At 48.3% G+C, this 15,616-nt stretch carries 14 protein-coding genes; 8 read left to right on the forward strand and 6 right to left on the reverse strand.

What is annotated here, in order from left to right; genetic code table 11:
- Positions 1–23 precede the first annotated feature (23 nt).
- The 5 genes from mnmE to rpmH form a co-directional block, all read right to left on the reverse strand.
- Positions 24–1,400, reverse strand: coding sequence for a tRNA uridine-5-carboxymethylaminomethyl(34) synthesis GTPase MnmE (gene mnmE / locus DFP95_RS26625; protein ID WP_115995714.1), 1,377 nt, complete (start codon positions 1,398–1,400; stop codon positions 24–26).
- Between the two features lie 125 nt (positions 1,401–1,525).
- On the reverse strand, positions 1,526–2,143 hold the full coding sequence (gene jag, locus DFP95_RS26630; RefSeq protein ID WP_115995715.1) for an RNA-binding cell elongation regulator Jag/EloR: 618 nt from the start codon (positions 2,141–2,143) through the stop codon (positions 1,526–1,528).
- Positions 2,140–2,922, reverse strand: coding sequence for a YidC/Oxa1 family membrane protein insertase (locus DFP95_RS26635; protein ID WP_115995729.1), 783 nt, complete (start codon positions 2,920–2,922; stop codon positions 2,140–2,142). The genes jag and DFP95_RS26635 overlap by 4 nt, the downstream gene beginning before the upstream one ends.
- A gap of 201 nt (positions 2,923–3,123) precedes the next feature.
- Positions 3,124–3,543 carry a ribonuclease P protein component gene (rnpA, locus tag DFP95_RS26640; protein WP_115995716.1) on the reverse strand — a complete coding sequence of 140 codons (420 nt, stop codon included), beginning with the start codon at positions 3,541–3,543 and terminating at the stop codon, positions 3,124–3,126.
- Positions 3,544–3,682: 139 nt separating this feature from the next.
- On the reverse strand, positions 3,683–3,817 hold the full coding sequence (gene rpmH / locus DFP95_RS26645) for a 50S ribosomal protein L34 (RefSeq protein ID WP_115995717.1): 135 nt from the start codon (positions 3,815–3,817) through the stop codon (positions 3,683–3,685).
- A 475-nt stretch (positions 3,818–4,292) separates the two neighbouring features.
- On the opposite strand from rpmH, the gene dnaA reads away from it, so the two are divergent.
- From dnaA to gyrB, 6 genes are all read left to right on the forward strand, one after another.
- On the forward strand, positions 4,293–5,645 hold the full coding sequence (gene dnaA, locus DFP95_RS26650; protein WP_115995718.1) for a chromosomal replication initiator protein DnaA: 1,353 nt from the start codon (positions 4,293–4,295) through the stop codon (positions 5,643–5,645).
- A 253-nt stretch (positions 5,646–5,898) separates the two neighbouring features.
- Complete coding sequence (gene dnaN, locus DFP95_RS26655; protein ID WP_115995719.1) at positions 5,899–7,038, forward strand: DNA polymerase III subunit beta; 1,140 nt, start codon at positions 5,899–5,901, stop codon at positions 7,036–7,038.
- Between the two features lie 10 nt (positions 7,039–7,048).
- The gene (gene yaaA / locus DFP95_RS26660; protein ID WP_115995720.1) at positions 7,049–7,264 is read left to right on the forward strand and encodes a S4 domain-containing protein YaaA; all 216 of its coding nucleotides are present in this window, start codon (positions 7,049–7,051) and stop codon (positions 7,262–7,264) included.
- Between the two features lie 45 nt (positions 7,265–7,309).
- On the forward strand, positions 7,310–8,428 hold the full coding sequence (gene recF, locus DFP95_RS26665; protein WP_115995721.1) for a DNA replication/repair protein RecF: 1,119 nt from the start codon (positions 7,310–7,312) through the stop codon (positions 8,426–8,428).
- A gap of 16 nt (positions 8,429–8,444) precedes the next feature.
- Positions 8,445–8,690 carry an extracellular matrix regulator RemB gene (gene remB / locus DFP95_RS26670; protein ID WP_115995722.1) on the forward strand — a complete coding sequence of 82 codons (246 nt, stop codon included), beginning with the start codon at positions 8,445–8,447 and terminating at the stop codon, positions 8,688–8,690.
- Between the two features lie 44 nt (positions 8,691–8,734).
- The gene (gene gyrB / locus DFP95_RS26675; RefSeq protein ID WP_425453330.1) at positions 8,735–10,684 is read left to right on the forward strand and encodes a DNA topoisomerase (ATP-hydrolyzing) subunit B; all 1,950 of its coding nucleotides are present in this window, start codon (positions 8,735–8,737) and stop codon (positions 10,682–10,684) included.
- A 76-nt stretch (positions 10,685–10,760) separates the two neighbouring features.
- Here gyrB and DFP95_RS26680 read toward each other — a convergent pair whose 3' ends face one another.
- Complete coding sequence (locus tag DFP95_RS26680; RefSeq protein WP_115995724.1) at positions 10,761–11,534, reverse strand: YheC/YheD family protein; 774 nt, start codon at positions 11,532–11,534, stop codon at positions 10,761–10,763.
- A gap of 142 nt (positions 11,535–11,676) precedes the next feature.
- Here DFP95_RS26680 and gyrA point away from each other — a divergent pair, with 142 nt between their 5' ends.
- Both gyrA and DFP95_RS26690 read left to right on the forward strand, forming a co-directional pair.
- Positions 11,677–14,148, forward strand: coding sequence for a DNA gyrase subunit A (gene gyrA / locus DFP95_RS26685; protein ID WP_115995725.1), 2,472 nt, complete (start codon positions 11,677–11,679; stop codon positions 14,146–14,148).
- Positions 14,149–14,183: 35 nt separating this feature from the next.
- On the forward strand, positions 14,184–15,260 hold the full coding sequence (locus DFP95_RS26690) for an HD-GYP domain-containing protein (protein WP_115995726.1): 1,077 nt from the start codon (positions 14,184–14,186) through the stop codon (positions 15,258–15,260).
- The last annotated feature ends 356 nt before the right edge of the window (positions 15,261–15,616 follow it).

The raw sequence follows: 15,616 nt of genomic DNA on the forward strand, positions 1-15,616 counted from the left end.
CCTCCCTCTTGCTTCTCGATTTATTATTTACCCAAACAGAATTGGGAGAAAATTTGATCCAGCAACGAATCCCCTGCCGCATCCCCTAATATCTCGCCCAGAGATTCCCATGATGCCGTAATATCGATCTGGATTAGATCAATCGGTACGCTTTCGTACGTAGCGGCTACAGCATCCTCCAGAGATTTCTTCGTCGTATGCAGCAACGCAATATGACGCGCATTGCTTACATAAGTAATATCGCCCGAATCGACTGCTCCGCTGAAGAATAACCCGGAGACCGATTTTTCCAGTTCATCTATTCCGTTCCCATCTTTAGCCGACAAGTAGACGATACGCTCTTCATTATAATCGTGCCGAACTTCGTCTATTTCCAACGAACCGGGCAAATCGATTTTATTGACGACGATAATCGTCGAACGATCCTTCAATTGCTTCAGAAGTTTTCTATCGTCTTCGTGCAACGGCTCATGATGGTTAAGCACAAGCAATATCAGGTCTGCATCGATAAGGGCGTCATGCGATCTCTCTACGCCGATCTGTTCGACTTTATCGCTCGTTTCCCGAATACCTGCCGTATCCATCAGCCTTAAAGGAATACCGGATAAGGAAACCGACTCTTCTACAATATCGCGTGTCGTACCCGGGATATCCGTCACGATTGCTTTGTTATCCCGTGCCAAGGCATTCAATAAAGAGGATTTGCCGGCATTCGGACGTCCGGCGATAACCGTCACGATACCTTCTCTTAAAATCTTGCCTTCGTTAGACTTCAAGAGCAGTTCGTTCACTTGCTTGAGAATCTTGCTGCAGGTACCACGTATATAATCGGACGTTAGGTCCTCTACGTCGTGCTCCGGATAGTCTATATTGACCTCTACATGTGCCAGCAACTCGATAAGCTCCTGACGCATAGGGATGATTTGCTTAGATAATGCCCCATCCGCCTGTTTTCTAGCCACCTGGAATGCTCGGTCCGATTTCGACCGAATAAGATCGATTACGGCTTCAGCTTGGGCTAAGTCGATTCTTCCATTCAAGAAGGCGCGTTTCGTAAATTCACCCGGCTCGGCAATTCTAGCTCCGTATCGCAAGACCAGTTCCAAAACCGACTTTACCGCGACGATCCCACCGTGAGTGCTTATTTCCACGACGTCTTCGGCCGTGAAAGATCTTGGACCTTTCATTACCGTAACCAGCACTTCATCCAATACATTATCATTATGCGGATCTACAATCCAGCCATACTGTACCGTATGAGAAGCCACTTCGCGCAAATCCTGTTTGGATTTGAACACCTTTGCAGCCGTATTTATCGCATCAGCGCCGCTTAACCGAACAACCGCTATACTTCCTTCTCCTAGAGCGGTCGCGATTGCGGCGATCGTATCTTCGTTCAATGTAATCCCTCTTCCCAAAACTTATACTTTCTTATTGTTGAAGTAAAACTAAGCCTTCCGAGAGACATGATACAAAAACGCAATGACCCCCCAACGTTGCGGAAGCCATTGCGCGGTTTACTATGTTACTTCAAGGCGATTACGATTCTGCGATTTGGTTCCTCGCCCTGGCTGTAAGTCTTCACGGACGGATTTGTTTGAAGCCATGCGTGAATGATTTTCCGTTCCTGCGAAGTCATCGGTTCTAACATGATTTCTTTGCGCGTCCGAACGACTCTTAATGCCATTCGTTCCGAGAGGGATTCAAGAGTCTGGCGCCTGCGTTCACGAAATTGCTCGGCATCGAGTACGATTCGAAGATGCTTGTTCGAGTGGCGATTAGCCACGATGTTCACAAGGTACTGCAGAGAATCCAATGTCTGTCCACGTCGACCGATCAGAATGCCTAAGTCGGAACCCGTTACGTTAATCCGCACTGCATCATTCTCATCTACCCGTTCAACAGAAACGGTAAGTTCCATCGCCGCCGATACCTCGCGAAGGAAGAGTATCGCCTCTTCCACGCCGTCCGGCAGCAATTCCAACTCCACTTTCGCATCTCTGGCTCCAATGAGCCCGAACAACCCTTTGCTTGGCTGTTCCAATACCTTAATGTTCACCCGGTCCTCTTGCACGCCCAGTTGGGCCAGACCTTTACGAACAGCATCTTCTATCGTTTTTCCCGATGCCAGGAGCTTTTTCATTTTACGCGGGCCCCCTTACCTTTACCTTTTGAGTTTGGCTTTGGTTTCGGAGTTTCTTCAACGACTACCGTCTTAGGTGATTTTCTATACATGAAATAATTTTGCGTTATCGTGTAGATATTGCTATAAATCCAGTACAGCGGCAATGCGACCGGGAAGTTGATCGCCATAACGAAGATCATGACCGGGAAGATGTACATTAAGCCTTTCATCGGACCGACCATCGTTTGCTGCTGTGCCATCATCAACGATTGTACAAGCGTCGTAATCGCGGCAACTACCGGAACGACGTAGTAATACCATTGTCCGTCATGCGGCGATAATCCCAGTTGCAGACCAAGAAAGGTATGCTCCCGAATCTCGACGTTCTTATAAATGGAGTTATACAAAGCAATGAATATCGGCATTTGAACGATAAGCGGCAAACATCCCGCCAACGGATTAACCTGATGCGTCTGGTACAGCTTCATCATTTCCGCTTGCTGCTGCTTAGGATCGTCCTTGAACTTCTCCCTAACCTTCTTCATTTCCGGTTGAAGCGCCTGCATAGCTTTCGTATTCTTATATTGTTTAATCATTAGAGGAAGGATTAACGTCCTTACTATAATGGTAAGCAATAAAATCGATAAGCCATAAGATCCGCCGAAGAAATCCGCGAACTTATCCAGCATCAGCGAGAACCAATAAACGACGTTTCGCGTCCACCACGACCCGCTATCTGACATAGCACTTGTCGTCACTGCCGGCGTATTCGGCGAGCACCCCGCCAATAGCATCATCAGAGATAATGCGCCTAGAACAATCCACCATTTGCGATTTCGCAACAAAACTAAAAACTCCCCTCTTAAACGCCCGGCTTGCCGTAATGTAAACTTCTCTTACTAGCCCAGAATAACCAGTCCAGCATTCAACTATTCAAATCCACTATACCATAAGAAAGAAGGCAAAGAAAAGCAAAGGCTTGTCCACCAAGCCTCGTCTTATTTGCCTTGTTTTCCGTTCCGATTGCCCGTTCGATTCCCTCTTGCCGCGCTTGACGTAACCGCACTAGGACTAGGGACAGAACCTTTAAGCAGACCGGCTTTACGCAGCACATGTAGAATGCTGCTTTCCATCTGCTTATATGGAAGAGATAACGCGGGCTTGCGTACGATTAGAATCAAATCCATATCCTCATGCAGCTTCGTGGAATTCAACCTTACGATCTCTTTCACCATTCGCCTCAATCGATTTCGTACGACTGCACCGCCTAATTTACTGCTGGCGGATACCCCCATGCGAAAAGTACTCTTCGAGCGTTTACGCCAATAGACCACGAATTGCGAATTGGCAAACGAACGGCCATAGCGATAAACCACGTTAAAGTCTTCTCTTTTCCGAAGGCGCAGCTTCCTATGCATTTCACACCGCTCCATCTATCCGGAAATATCGTTACGCGAACGAGACTCCTCGCCTCATCCGCGATAACCTATTCAGACCTCACATTTATGCATTCCCAATTAAGTAAAAAAAAAGACCACATCGCGTGGTCTTCATTAACTATGCTGTCAAAACTTTGCGACCTTTATGACGACGAGCAGAGAGAACTTTACGACCGTTCTTCGAGCTCATGCGGCTACGGAAACCGTGAACCTTCTTACGTTTGCTCACATTCGGCTTGAATGTAGGACCCATGATTCCAACCCCCTTACTTAAAAACTCACGTCCATCTATTAAACCACGTAGCGCCCAAAAAGTCAATGAATCATCTATTAACCAATATTTAAGTTATGCACATGTGTATAAAGCGGGAAGTTGTTAACGACGAAAGTTGAACATTGTCGAAGTCTCGCACATCTTATCAACAATATATAGTGCTGTGCACAGTTTTCATCCACAAGTTATTGAAATTGTGGATAACATATTGAATTTCGTTGAATTCAGAGGGTTTGTCTGCTATGATTAGTCAAGACTTTTCCAGTGGATTACATCCAATCCCCCTCGATTTATTAACAGCCTGTGAATAACTTTGTGAACAAACCCCCGTGTAAGTGGACATCCCTATAAATAATTCAGGGAATTATGTGGATAACTAGTCGAGCAATACATTCGACTACTCGTTCTCCGCTTATTTTTTGTCCTTGTGATGGGTTAAAGGAGAGAAAATGTCGTGGACAACCGCAATAATGAAGTCTGGCAACAAGTGTTGTCGGTCATTCAAACGAAGCTAAGCAAGCCAAGCTTCGACACTTGGTTCAAAGCGACGAAGGCTTCTTTTATAAGCGATAACGCGGTTATCGTAACCGCGCCGACGACTTTTGCCGTCGAATGGCTGGAGACGCGTTACACGAAGCTGGTTTCCTCGACGTTATCCGATTATATCGGCAGATCCGTAGAGGTTAAGTTTTCTATAGAAGAAGTACGGCCCCCGGAACCGATGGAGCTCGTGCCCTCCTCTCAGACGAATCGGCAGCCGGCGAACGAAGAACCGATGATGCATATGCTGAATCCGAAATATACGTTCGATACTTTCGTCATCGGAGCGGCCAACCGGTTTGCCCATGCCGCATCGTTAGCCGTGGCGGAGTTGCCCGCCAAATCCTATAACCCTTTTTTCATGTACGGAGGCGTAGGATTGGGTAAAACCCACCTGATGCATGCCATCGGGCACTATATATTGGAACATAACCCTCATATGAAGGTTTTGTATCTTTCTTCGGAGAAATTCACCAACGAATTCATCAACGCGATCCGCGATAACCGGGGCGAAAGCTTTCGCAACAAGTATCGCAACATCGACGTCCTTCTCATCGACGATATTCAGTTTTTGGCCGGTAAAGAAGGAACGCAAGAGGAATTCTTCCATACTTTTAACGCGCTGCACGAAGAACATAAGCAAATCGTCATTTCCAGCGACCGTCCGCCTAAAGAGATACCAACGCTTGAAGAACGGCTTCGATCCCGTTTCGAATGGGGATTGATCACTGATATTCAACCGCCGGATCTAGAGACCAGGATCGCCATTCTTCGCAAAAAGGCAAAAGCGGAGAACCTCGATATCCCCAATGAAGCTATGATGTACATCGCGAACATGATCGATTCCAACATTCGCGAATTGGAAGGCGCGCTCATTCGGATCGTCGCCTACTCCTCCCTGACGAATCAGGACATCACGGCCCACTTGGCGGCGGAAGCGCTGAAGGATATTCTACCAACCGGGCGAAATAGACTCATCACGATGCAGGATATCCAACAACGGGTCGGCGACTACTACGGGTTGAAGCTTGAGGATTTCAAGGCGCGCAAGCGAACGAAAGCCGTCGCGTTCCCCAGACAGATCGCCATGTATCTATCCCGCGAGCTAACGGACTACTCCCTTCCCAAGATCGGAGAAGCTTTCGGCGGCAGGGATCATACGACCGTCATTCACGCTCACGAGAAGATTTCTCAGCTGCTGAAAGTGGATCAGGACTTATACAAAATTATCAACAGTTTGACCGAAAGAATCAAAAATTTAACGTAAAAAATCATCAACGCCTATACACAAAGCGTCCACATGTGGATAGGCGTTGTTTTCGAGCTTTTTCGCGGTTATCCACATATTCACCGCCCCTACTACGACTTAAAGATTTAAACATGCTACAATACATGCATAAACGACATTTCGACGGGACGATAAAAGACGGCGAAACATCGTTTATGTCGACGACGATTCCGATAAAGAAAACGAATCGACTTTCTTAGGCAATCGTTAAAAAATCGACGAGGTGAACCCATTGAAATTGACGATATTGCGCAACGAGTTAAATGACGCTATACAACATGTATCCAAAGCCGTTGCCACGAGAACTACGATACCTATCCTTAGTGGAATTAAATTGGATGCTAGTCCGGCTGGGGTTACCTTAACCGCAAGCGATACCGACATTTCCATACAGAGCTTCATACCGCTCGAAACTTCGAATAAAACGATAGCGACGGTGATCCGCTCCGGAAGCGTCGTGCTTACCGCCAAATTTTTCGTGGAAATCGTCAAAAAACTACCGCATGAGGAAGTTCATATAGAGGTTGGCGATCGGTTTCAGACTTTGATCACTTCGGGAGCTACGGAAATTCAACTAGTCGGGCTCGATCCCGAAGAGTTCCCGGTGTTGCCTACGATACAAGAAGATCAAGTCGTGTCGATCCCCGGAGATTTGCTGAGGGACATGATCAGACAGACGGTATTCGCGGTTACGACCAACGAATCGACGCCGATTTTGACCGGCGTATTATGGAATTTGCAGGAAGGCATCTATAAATTCGTCGCCACGGACCGGCATCGTTTGGCAAGTCGATCCGCTCCTGTCGAGTTATACGACGTCAGATTTTCGAATATCGTCATTTCCGGCAAAACGTTAAACGAATTAGCGAAAATCGTGCCCGATCAGAACGTGATGGTCGACATCGTCGTCGCCGAGAACCAGGTGTTGTTTAAGCTAGGCAACGTCTTGTTCTATTCCAGAATGTTGGACGGGACTTATCCGGATACTTCCAAGATTATTCCGCAAAGCTTCAAAACAGAACTCGTATTAAACACGAAAGCGCTCAGCGATTCCATCGATCGCGCCTACCTACTCTCCAGGGAGGAAAAAACGAATATCGTTCGGTTGATGACGACGGATAACGGCGGAATCGAAATTTCCTCGAGCTCCTCCGAATTAGGTAAAGTAACCGAACAATTAACCGTGACGGAAATGCGCGGAGAACCGCTCAAAATCGCGTTCAACTCCAAATATATGCTAGACGTGCTGAAGGTTATCGACAGCGACGAATTGTTCATCGGATTTAACGGGGCTATGAGTCCGATCATCATCAGACCGAACGATCACGAGAACAGCCTGCATCTTATCCTTCCTTACCGGACGACGAATTGAGGCGAATAGGATGAAAAGCATCGGAATATCCACGGAATATATCGCTTTGGGTCAGTTCTTGAAGCTTGCCGAATGTATCGGTACCGGCGGAGAGGTCAAGCATTTTCTGCAGGAAAAAAGCGTTCTGATCAACCGGGAGCCCGATAATCGCAGAGGACGCAAGCTTAGAGTCGGAGACGTCGTCGAGGTCGAAGGGTTCGGAACGTTCACGATTACGACCCGCTAACGTCGGCCGGGCGATTTCCGAACATAGTTGGAGAGGGAATATCCTATGCACTTAAACACATTGGAGCTTCAAGGCTATCGCAACTACGAGTCGTTAAAGCTATCGACCGAAGGCGGCGTCAATATCTTTATCGGACCTAATGCCCAAGGGAAAACCAACCTGATCGAAGCCATCCATGTGTTGTCTTTAACCAAGTCTCATCGAACCTCGAAGGACAAGGAATTGATAGGCTGGAATCAAAGCTCGGCCGTCATCAAGGCGCAGATGAGCAGGAAACACGGCGATGTCAGCCTTGAATTACAATTATCGGCGCAAGGCAAGAAGGCGAAAGTAAACGGCTTGGAGCAACGCAAGCTTAGCAGCTTCGTAGGTACGCTTAACGTGGTGTTGTTCGCTCCGGAAGATCTGGATATCGTCAAGGGAGCACCGGGAGTACGTCGCCGATTCATGGACATGGAAATCGGCCAGGTGCATCCCGGTTATTTGTACGACATGCAGCAGTACCAGAAAATATTGCAGCAGAGGAATAATTACCTGAAGTCCACCGACATTCACAGGGCCTCTCCGGAGATGCTGGACGTATGGAATGAACAGCTTGCGACGACAGGTGTTAAAATGATGCAAAAAAGGAAAAACTTTATTGTACAGCTTCAGAAGTGGGCGGAGAAAATCCATGCCGGGATCACCGGAGGGACGGAACTATTCACCGTGGAGTATAAGCCCTCTTTCGGGAGCGCGATTGGTATGGATAACCAAGATCAATCTTCTTTATTCCAACAATTTATGTTAAAGTTAACGCAAGGCAAGGAACAGGAATTCCGGCGGGGCATGACGATGGCCGGTCCGCATCGCGATGATTTGGCTTTTGCCATCAACGGCAAGGACGTCCAATCTTTCGGATCCCAAGGACAGCAACGCACGGCTGCATTGTCTTTAAAGCTCGCCGAATTGGAATTGATGCACGAAGAAATCGGAGAATACCCGTTATTGCTGCTTGACGACGTTCTATCGGAGCTCGATCAAACACGGCAAACACAACTCATCGAGACCTTTCAGAGCCGCGTCCAGACTTTTATCACGACGACGGGGTTGGAAAGCGTCAACATGAGTCGATTGAAGAATGCTTCTATTTTCCACGTGAGAGACGGTCAATTGCTGCGATAATGTAAGGGGGAACTCCGTGTATATCCATCTGGGCGGGGAAAAGATTATTCGAACGTCGCAACTCGTGGCTATCTTCGATATATCCATCGAGCAATCTTCGAAGCTGTCGAGGCAATTCGTCGTGCACGCGCAGAAGAATAAAGAAGTGGAGACGATCGGGGAAGAAGATCCTAAATCGATCGTCGTGACGGAGCACAAAGTGTATTACTCCCCCATCTCTACGTCTACTCTCAAGAAGAGGGCGCATTATCTGGAAGGATAAGCGCCTCCTATTTCGTTTAACGGCAACGAATTTGTATAGAGCAAATGAATGACCTCGTAAAGAAGGCGGTGGAAGGTTTGTCCGTGAATTCGCAGCATAATACGTACGACGAGAGCCAGATTCAAGTACTCGAAGGATTGGAAGCAGTACGCAAACGTCCGGGGATGTACATCGGATCTACCAGCGGCAAGGGGCTGCATCATCTCGTCTGGGAAGTCGTCGATAACAGCATTGACGAAGCGTTGGCCGGCTATTGCACGCGGATCGACGTTATTATACAAGAAGACAACAGCATAACCGTTATCGATAACGGACGCGGAATTCCGGTCGGATTGAATACCAAGCTTCAGAAATCGACGCTCGAAGTCGTCATGACCGTCTTGCATGCCGGCGGTAAATTCGGCGGCGAAGGTTATAAGGTATCCGGCGGATTGCACGGCGTAGGGATATCCGTAGTTAACGCTTTGTCGGAACTGGTTGTCGTTACCGTTAAGCGGGATGGACATATCCACCAGCAAGAATACCAGCGGGGGATTCCGCAATACGATCTGAAGATCGTCGGAGATACCGAAGAGACGGGCACGCAAACGCGGTTTAAACCCGATCCGGATATTTTCACGGAAACGACGGTTTTTGATTATGATACTCTCGTAGGGCGTATTCGCGAGTTGGCCTTCTTGAACAAGGGAATCGAGCTTAATATCACCGACGAAAGATCGGGAATGAGCGATACGTTCAGATACGACGGAGGAATCGTGGAGTTCGTGCAATATTTGAATCGTACACGTGATCCTCTGCACGAAATGCCGATCTACGTTGAAGGAACGAAAGACCATATCAACGTTGAAGTCGCTCTGCAATACAACGATGGCTATTCGGAGAATATTTATTCCTTCGCGAATAATATCAATACGCATGAAGGCGGAACGCACGAATCGGGCTTCAAGAGCGCGCTAACTCGTATCATTAACGATTATTCCCGCAAAATGGGCTTCGTGAAAGAAAGCGAGTCTAACTTGACCGGGGATGACGTAAGAGAAGGTTTAACGGCGATCATATCCGTTAAGATTCCTGAGCCGCAATTCGAAGGACAAACGAAGACGAAGCTCGGCAACAGCGAAGTGCGCGGACTCGTGGAGTCGCTGTTCAGCGAGAAGCTGCTTCAATTTCTCGATGAGAATCCGGGCGTTGCGAGGAAAGTAATGGAGAAAGGTCTTCAAGCTGCACGCGCTAGGGAAGCCGCGCGTAAAGCGCGCGAACTAACTCGTCGCAAGAGCGCGCTTGAAGTCAGCTCCCTTCCCGGCAAATTGGCCGATTGCTCGTCCAAAGACGCTTCGATCAGCGAAATCTACATCGTAGAGGGAGATTCCGCGGGAGGTTCGGCCAAGCAAGGACGCGATCGTCATTTCCAAGCGATTCTTCCTTTGCGCGGTAAGATCCTCAACGTAGAGAAGGCCCGACTGGATAAGATTTTGTCCAACCTGGAGATCCGGGCAATGATTACTGCGCTCGGAACGGGTATCAGCGACGATTTCGATATCCTGAAAGCGAGATACCACAAAATTATTATCATGACCGATGCCGACGTCGACGGCGCTCATATCCGGACGCTCATTCTGACGTTCTTCTATCGTTACATGCGCAAGCTTATCGAAGAAGGTTACGTCTACATCGCTCAGCCTCCTCTCTTCAAGATCGAGCGGAACAAAACGGTTCGGTATGCGATGAACGAGAAGGAAAGAGATCAGATCGTTTCCGAATTCGGAGAAGGCGTGAAGCTCGGTATCCAACGTTACAAAGGCTTGGGAGAAATGGACGCGACTCAGCTATGGGAAACGACCATGGATCCGGATAGCCGGACGCTTCTGCAAGTCAGAATCGAGGACGCTATTAAAGCCGATCTCATGTTCGATACCTTGATGGGCGATAACGTAGAGCCTCGTCGGGAGTTCATCCAACAATACGCGAAGTATGTTAAGAACTTGGACGTATAGCATCGAAAGCTACGAAGTGAATGAAAGCAGGGGGTATCTCTAGACGGAGATACCCCCTGCGGATATGTGATCGCTCTTAATTTTTACGTTTGCGCGACTTGAATCTTCCGTAAGCAGCCGCATAGGAATAGATTCTTCTAAAGACGGATCGATTAGGCAACTTCTTGAACAGATAGGGATCCGGCATCGTATTTACTTCGAGAATCCATGGCTTCAAGCTTTGGTCGATGGCGACGTCTACTCCGATTTCCTTTAGTCTGGGGTAACGTTTTTCCAAAGCGCTTGCGATATCGATACCCAACTGTCGGAGATGGGACTCATAAGCTATCCATTGTTCGGATGTCAGAGACTTACGTAACAGGATATCAACCGGCATAGGAGTGCCTCCCGCGTGGTAATTCGTCACGATCTTGCGGGGGTGGGCAACGCGTCCGATCATTCCTGTCGTCTCCCAGTTCCCTTTAGGGTTTTTCTGGACCATGACCCTAAGGTCGAACCTTCTGCCGGAAAACTTCAACAGTTCAATACCTTGCTGCGAGAGATAACTCTTGTTTTTTTTCACGGTTAACAGCTTTCGATACATCTCGTCGAAGTTGCCGAAGGCGTATTTCTTTTCACCCGATTGGAAGAAGTACGGCTGGACGTTTTCCGTATCTTTCTCGATTCGTATGACTCCGCTGCCGTAAGTGCCGTTAACCGGTTTTACATAAATCATCCCATATTTCTCCAACATTTCTTCCACGGTCGAAGGGCTGAAATCCCGGGTGGAAGGAACATATTCCGTTAAGACGGGGTCCCGAAGAAGAACGTCGGTTTTGGCTTGTTTGCTGCGGACGCGCTGAATCGCCATGCGGGTTCATCCAACCTTTCCCTGCGGCAATATGGTATAATGGAATTATTGTATATTTTCTAATCTATGACGGAATTCGCCTTACGGTGTGTAGCCGTAAGCGCGTTCTTATCCGCTTGTATATTGCTTAAGGAGGATCTTCATGTCGGAAGAATTACGCTCCCATGTCAAAGACCGCGATATAGGGGTTGAGATGCGGGAATCGTTCATGGATTACGCAATGAGCATCATCGTCAGCCGGGCTTTGCCGGATGTTCGCGATGGCTTGAAGCCAGTTCATAGACGTATTCTATATGCCATGTCCGAACTCGGGATGTCTCCGGACAAGCCTTACAAAAAATCGGCGAGAATCGTCGGCGAAGTTATCGGTAAGTACCATCCGCACGGGGATTCCTCGATCTACGAAGCCATGGTTCGTATGGCACAGGATTTCTCTCTCCGGTATATGCTCGTGGACGGTCACGGCAATTTCGGTTCCGTTGACGGGGATTTCGCGGCGGCTATGCGGTATACGGAAGCACGTCTCTCCAAGATCGCAATGGAAATGCTTAAGGATATCAACAAGGAGACGATCGATTTCAGGCCGAATTACGACGGCGAAGAAAACGAACCCGTCGTATTGCCCGCCAGATATCCGAATCTGCTCGTTAACGGCAATACCGGCATCGCGGTAGGTATGGCGACTAACATTCCTCCCCACAATCTGCGGGAGGTTATCGAAGGTACTCAAGCGCTGTTGAGGGATCCCGAGCTGACTCCTTACGATTTGATGGAATATGTTAAAGGGCCGGACTTTCCTACGGCCGGACTTATTCTTGGCCGGGTAGGCATTCGCCAAGCTTACGCGACGGGCCGCGGTTCGGTTACGATGCGCGCAAGGGCTACGATAGAGGAGAATAACGGTAAAGCCCGGATTCTCGTCCATGAGATCCCTTATCAGGTCAATAAGGCTAGACTCGTCGAGAAGATCGCCGAACTCGTTCGCGAGAAGAAGATCGACGGAATTACCGATCTACGCGACGAATCCGATCGCAACGGCATGCGGATCGTTATCGAATTGCGCCGCGACGTAACGCCAACCGTCGTGCTGAATAATCTTTACAAGCAAACGCAGATGCAAACAAGCTTCGGAGTCAACATGCTGGCGCTCGTTAACAACGAACCGAAGACGCTTAATCTGAAGGAAGTTCTTCACCACTATATCAATCACCAAGTGGAAGTCATCCGCCGTCGGACGGAATACGACCTGAAGAAAGCTGAAGCGCGGGCTCATATTTTGGAAGGGTTGCGCATCGCTCTGGATCACCTGGACGAAGTGATTTCGCTCATACGCGCTTCCCGTACGGCGGAAGAAGCTCGCGAAGGATTGATTACGAGGTTCGGACTTTCCAACGATCAAGCCCAAGCGATTCTCGATATGCGTCTGCAACGCCTTACCGGCTTGGAGCGCGAGAAGATCGAACAGGAATTCAACGAGCTTCAACAAAGAATCGCGGAGTACAAAGCGATCCTTGCGGACGAACAACTCGTGAACGAGATTATTCATACGGAGCTTGAGGAAATCAAGGTCAAGTTCGGCGACGAGCGTCGTACGGAAATTACGGTCAGCGACGATGAGATTCTGGACGAAGATTTGATTCCTCGCGATGACGTAGTCGTTACGATGACCCATACCGGATACATCAAACGGCTTCCGGTATCCACGTACCGTAGCCAGAAGCGCGGCGGAAGAGGAATCATGGGGATGGGAACCAAGGACGATGATTTCATCGAGAACCTGTTCATCTCCAACACCCATCATTACCTGTTGTTCTTTACGAACAAGGGCAGGGTGTTCCGGATGAAAGCATACGAGATTCCGGATTTAAGCCGTACGGCCCGCGGAACTCCGATTATTAACCTGATTCAGATCGAGCAGGGAGAAACGATCAACGCGGTCATTCCTGTGGAATCGTTCGGACCGGATCAATTCCTGTTCTTCGCTACCTGTAACGGTATCGTGAAGAAAACGCCGCTTAACGATTACTCGAATATTCGCAGAGTCGGATTGATCGCCATCTCCTTGCGCGAAGACGATGATTTAATCGGAGTTAAGTTGACGGACGGCGATCGCGAGATCGTTATGGGAACAAGCCAGGGGATGTCGATCCGTTTCTCCGAGCAAGATGTAAGAGCGATGGGACGTTCGGCGACCGGCGTTAAAGGAATTCAATTGGATGCCAACGATAAGGTTATCGATATGGATATCGTTTCTCCGGATCAAGAAGTTCTGATCGTAACGGCCAAAGGGTACGGTAAACGTACGCCAATGACGGAATATCGGATTCAGACTCGCGGCGGTAAAGGAATTAAAACCTTGAACGTAACGGAGAAGAACGGAGTTATCGTTGGATTGAAGGTCGTTCACGACGATGAAGACCTCATGATCATGACTTCCTCCGGAACATTGATTCGTACCAGCATGTCGGGAATCAACACGATGGGACGGATTACCCAAGGCGTCAAACTAATCAATATCCGCGATGAAGATTCCGTAGCTACCGTCGCTCGGGCTCCTAAGAGCGACGATACCGATTCCGAAGAGGTTGAAGGTGAAGCGGAAGACAACGTTTAAGTTGCTTTCCGCAACCGACTAGTGGAGGTTGCAGCATGGCGATTATTCCGATTTCACAAGCGCAAGTGGGAGATAGATTGGGCAGCGACGTTCAGACTGCTCTCGGAAGCGTATTGCTGCAGCAAGGTCGGACGCTTTCCGAGAGGGATACGGAAATTCTGCAAGCTTTCTTAATAACGAACGTGGATATCGTTCGTAATGGCTTGGAGGAACAGATCTCGGATACGGTGGCTGAAGAAACAGCCGCGACAACGGAGGTTAAACATACGTCCTTGCAGAAGGAATTCCTCAATATGGAGAATCTTCTCAAGCGCATGATGTCCATGGTCGCCTCCGGACTTAAACTCCCTATGCTTGATTTGCGTAATGGTTTGAACGCGCTTATCGATAATATGGATGAATATAACGTGTTAACTTTCTTGGCTCCGCAGCCGGTTGGCAAGATGGATATCTTGGTAAGGAATAGCGTACTCTGCGCCATGACTTCTTATCAGTTGGCCAAGTGGAACAAGTTTTCCGAGAAAGATTGGCTTCCGATCGCAATGGCAGGGTTGCTTCACGATATCGGCAACGTTAAGGTAGATCCTGCGATTCTGAACAAGCCTACTCATCTTTCAGCGGAAGATGTACAAGAGATGAGGCAGCATACCGTATATGGTTTTCGGTTACTCGAAGGAAGCACTTCGATGAATCAAGGCGTGTGGTTATCGGCGCTCCAACATCATGAACGTATCGATGGCAGTGGTTACCCGATGAAGGTTAAAGGAGATAAAATCCATCCATTCGCCAAAATAGTAGCTATAGCCGATATGTATCACGCGATGACGTCCAATCGAAACTATCGAAAAGCGGAATCGCCCTACCTCGTGCTCGAGGAATTGCATTCCGGGGCTTTCGGCAAGTTAGAGCCGACGTACGTTCAAACCTTTATCGAGAGAACGACGCAGTTCCATAACGGTATATTCGTGAAGCTAAACGATGGAACGATTGGAGAGATCGTGTTCTCGGACCGTAACAATCCGACTCGTCCGATGGTTTCCGTTAATGGAAAGATCGTGAATTTGGGCCAGAACCGCCAATTGTTCATATGCGAAGTATTCTCTACGAAATAGGTTGGTTTGATAAGATAGACCGGGAGTCGGACTTGTGCCGACGTTCCCGGTCTATCTTGTTTTGGGAGCAGAAATGAGCGTGGAAAAAAGAGTTGAATAAAATTAAAGAAAAGAGTTGCATCTGTTCGCCCAGCGTGATATATTATTTGAGTCGCCGTTAGCGCGGTCGACGAAAACGAAACACGAATTGTTCTTTGAAAACTGAACATTGAGCGTAAGAAACAACAAACGTCTGAGGCGGACTTTCGGGTCTGCGGAAGACAAACCAGCACTACAGATTGAGCCTCAAAAGGCTCTGTTATAAGCAAAGTCGACTTGTCGACGGCGCTCTATTATGGAGAGTTTGATCCTGGCTC

It is taken from the genome of Cohnella lupini (assembly GCF_003386205.1).
Taxonomy (GTDB): Bacteria; Bacillota; Bacilli; order Paenibacillales; family Paenibacillaceae; genus Cohnella; species Cohnella lupini.

Excerpts from the sequence above, each read along its gene's own strand:
- rpmH (WP_115995717.1), bottom strand. The coding sequence starts at position 3,817 with ATGGGTCCTACATTCAAGCCGAATGTGAGCAAACGTAAGAAGGTTCAC.
- gyrA (WP_115995725.1), top strand. The coding sequence starts at position 11,677 with ATGTCGGAAGAATTACGCTCCCATGTCAAAGACCGCGATATAGGGGTT.
- DFP95_RS26635 (WP_115995729.1), bottom strand. The coding sequence starts at position 2,922 with ATGATGCTATTGGCGGGGTGCTCGCCGAATACGCCGGCAGTGACGACA.
- DFP95_RS26690 (WP_115995726.1), top strand. The coding sequence starts at position 14,184 with ATGGCGATTATTCCGATTTCACAAGCGCAAGTGGGAGATAGATTGGGC.
- recF (WP_115995721.1), top strand. The coding sequence starts at position 7,310 with ATGCACTTAAACACATTGGAGCTTCAAGGCTATCGCAACTACGAGTCG.
- DFP95_RS26680 (WP_115995724.1), bottom strand. The coding sequence starts at position 11,534 with ATGGCGATTCAGCGCGTCCGCAGCAAACAAGCCAAAACCGACGTTCTT.
- rnpA (WP_115995716.1), bottom strand. The coding sequence starts at position 3,543 with ATGCATAGGAAGCTGCGCCTTCGGAAAAGAGAAGACTTTAACGTGGTT.
- jag (WP_115995715.1), bottom strand. The coding sequence starts at position 2,143 with ATGAAAAAGCTCCTGGCATCGGGAAAAACGATAGAAGATGCTGTTCGT.
- gyrB (WP_425453330.1), top strand. The coding sequence starts at position 8,735 with ATGAATGACCTCGTAAAGAAGGCGGTGGAAGGTTTGTCCGTGAATTCG.
- yaaA (WP_115995720.1), top strand. The coding sequence starts at position 7,049 with ATGAAAAGCATCGGAATATCCACGGAATATATCGCTTTGGGTCAGTTC.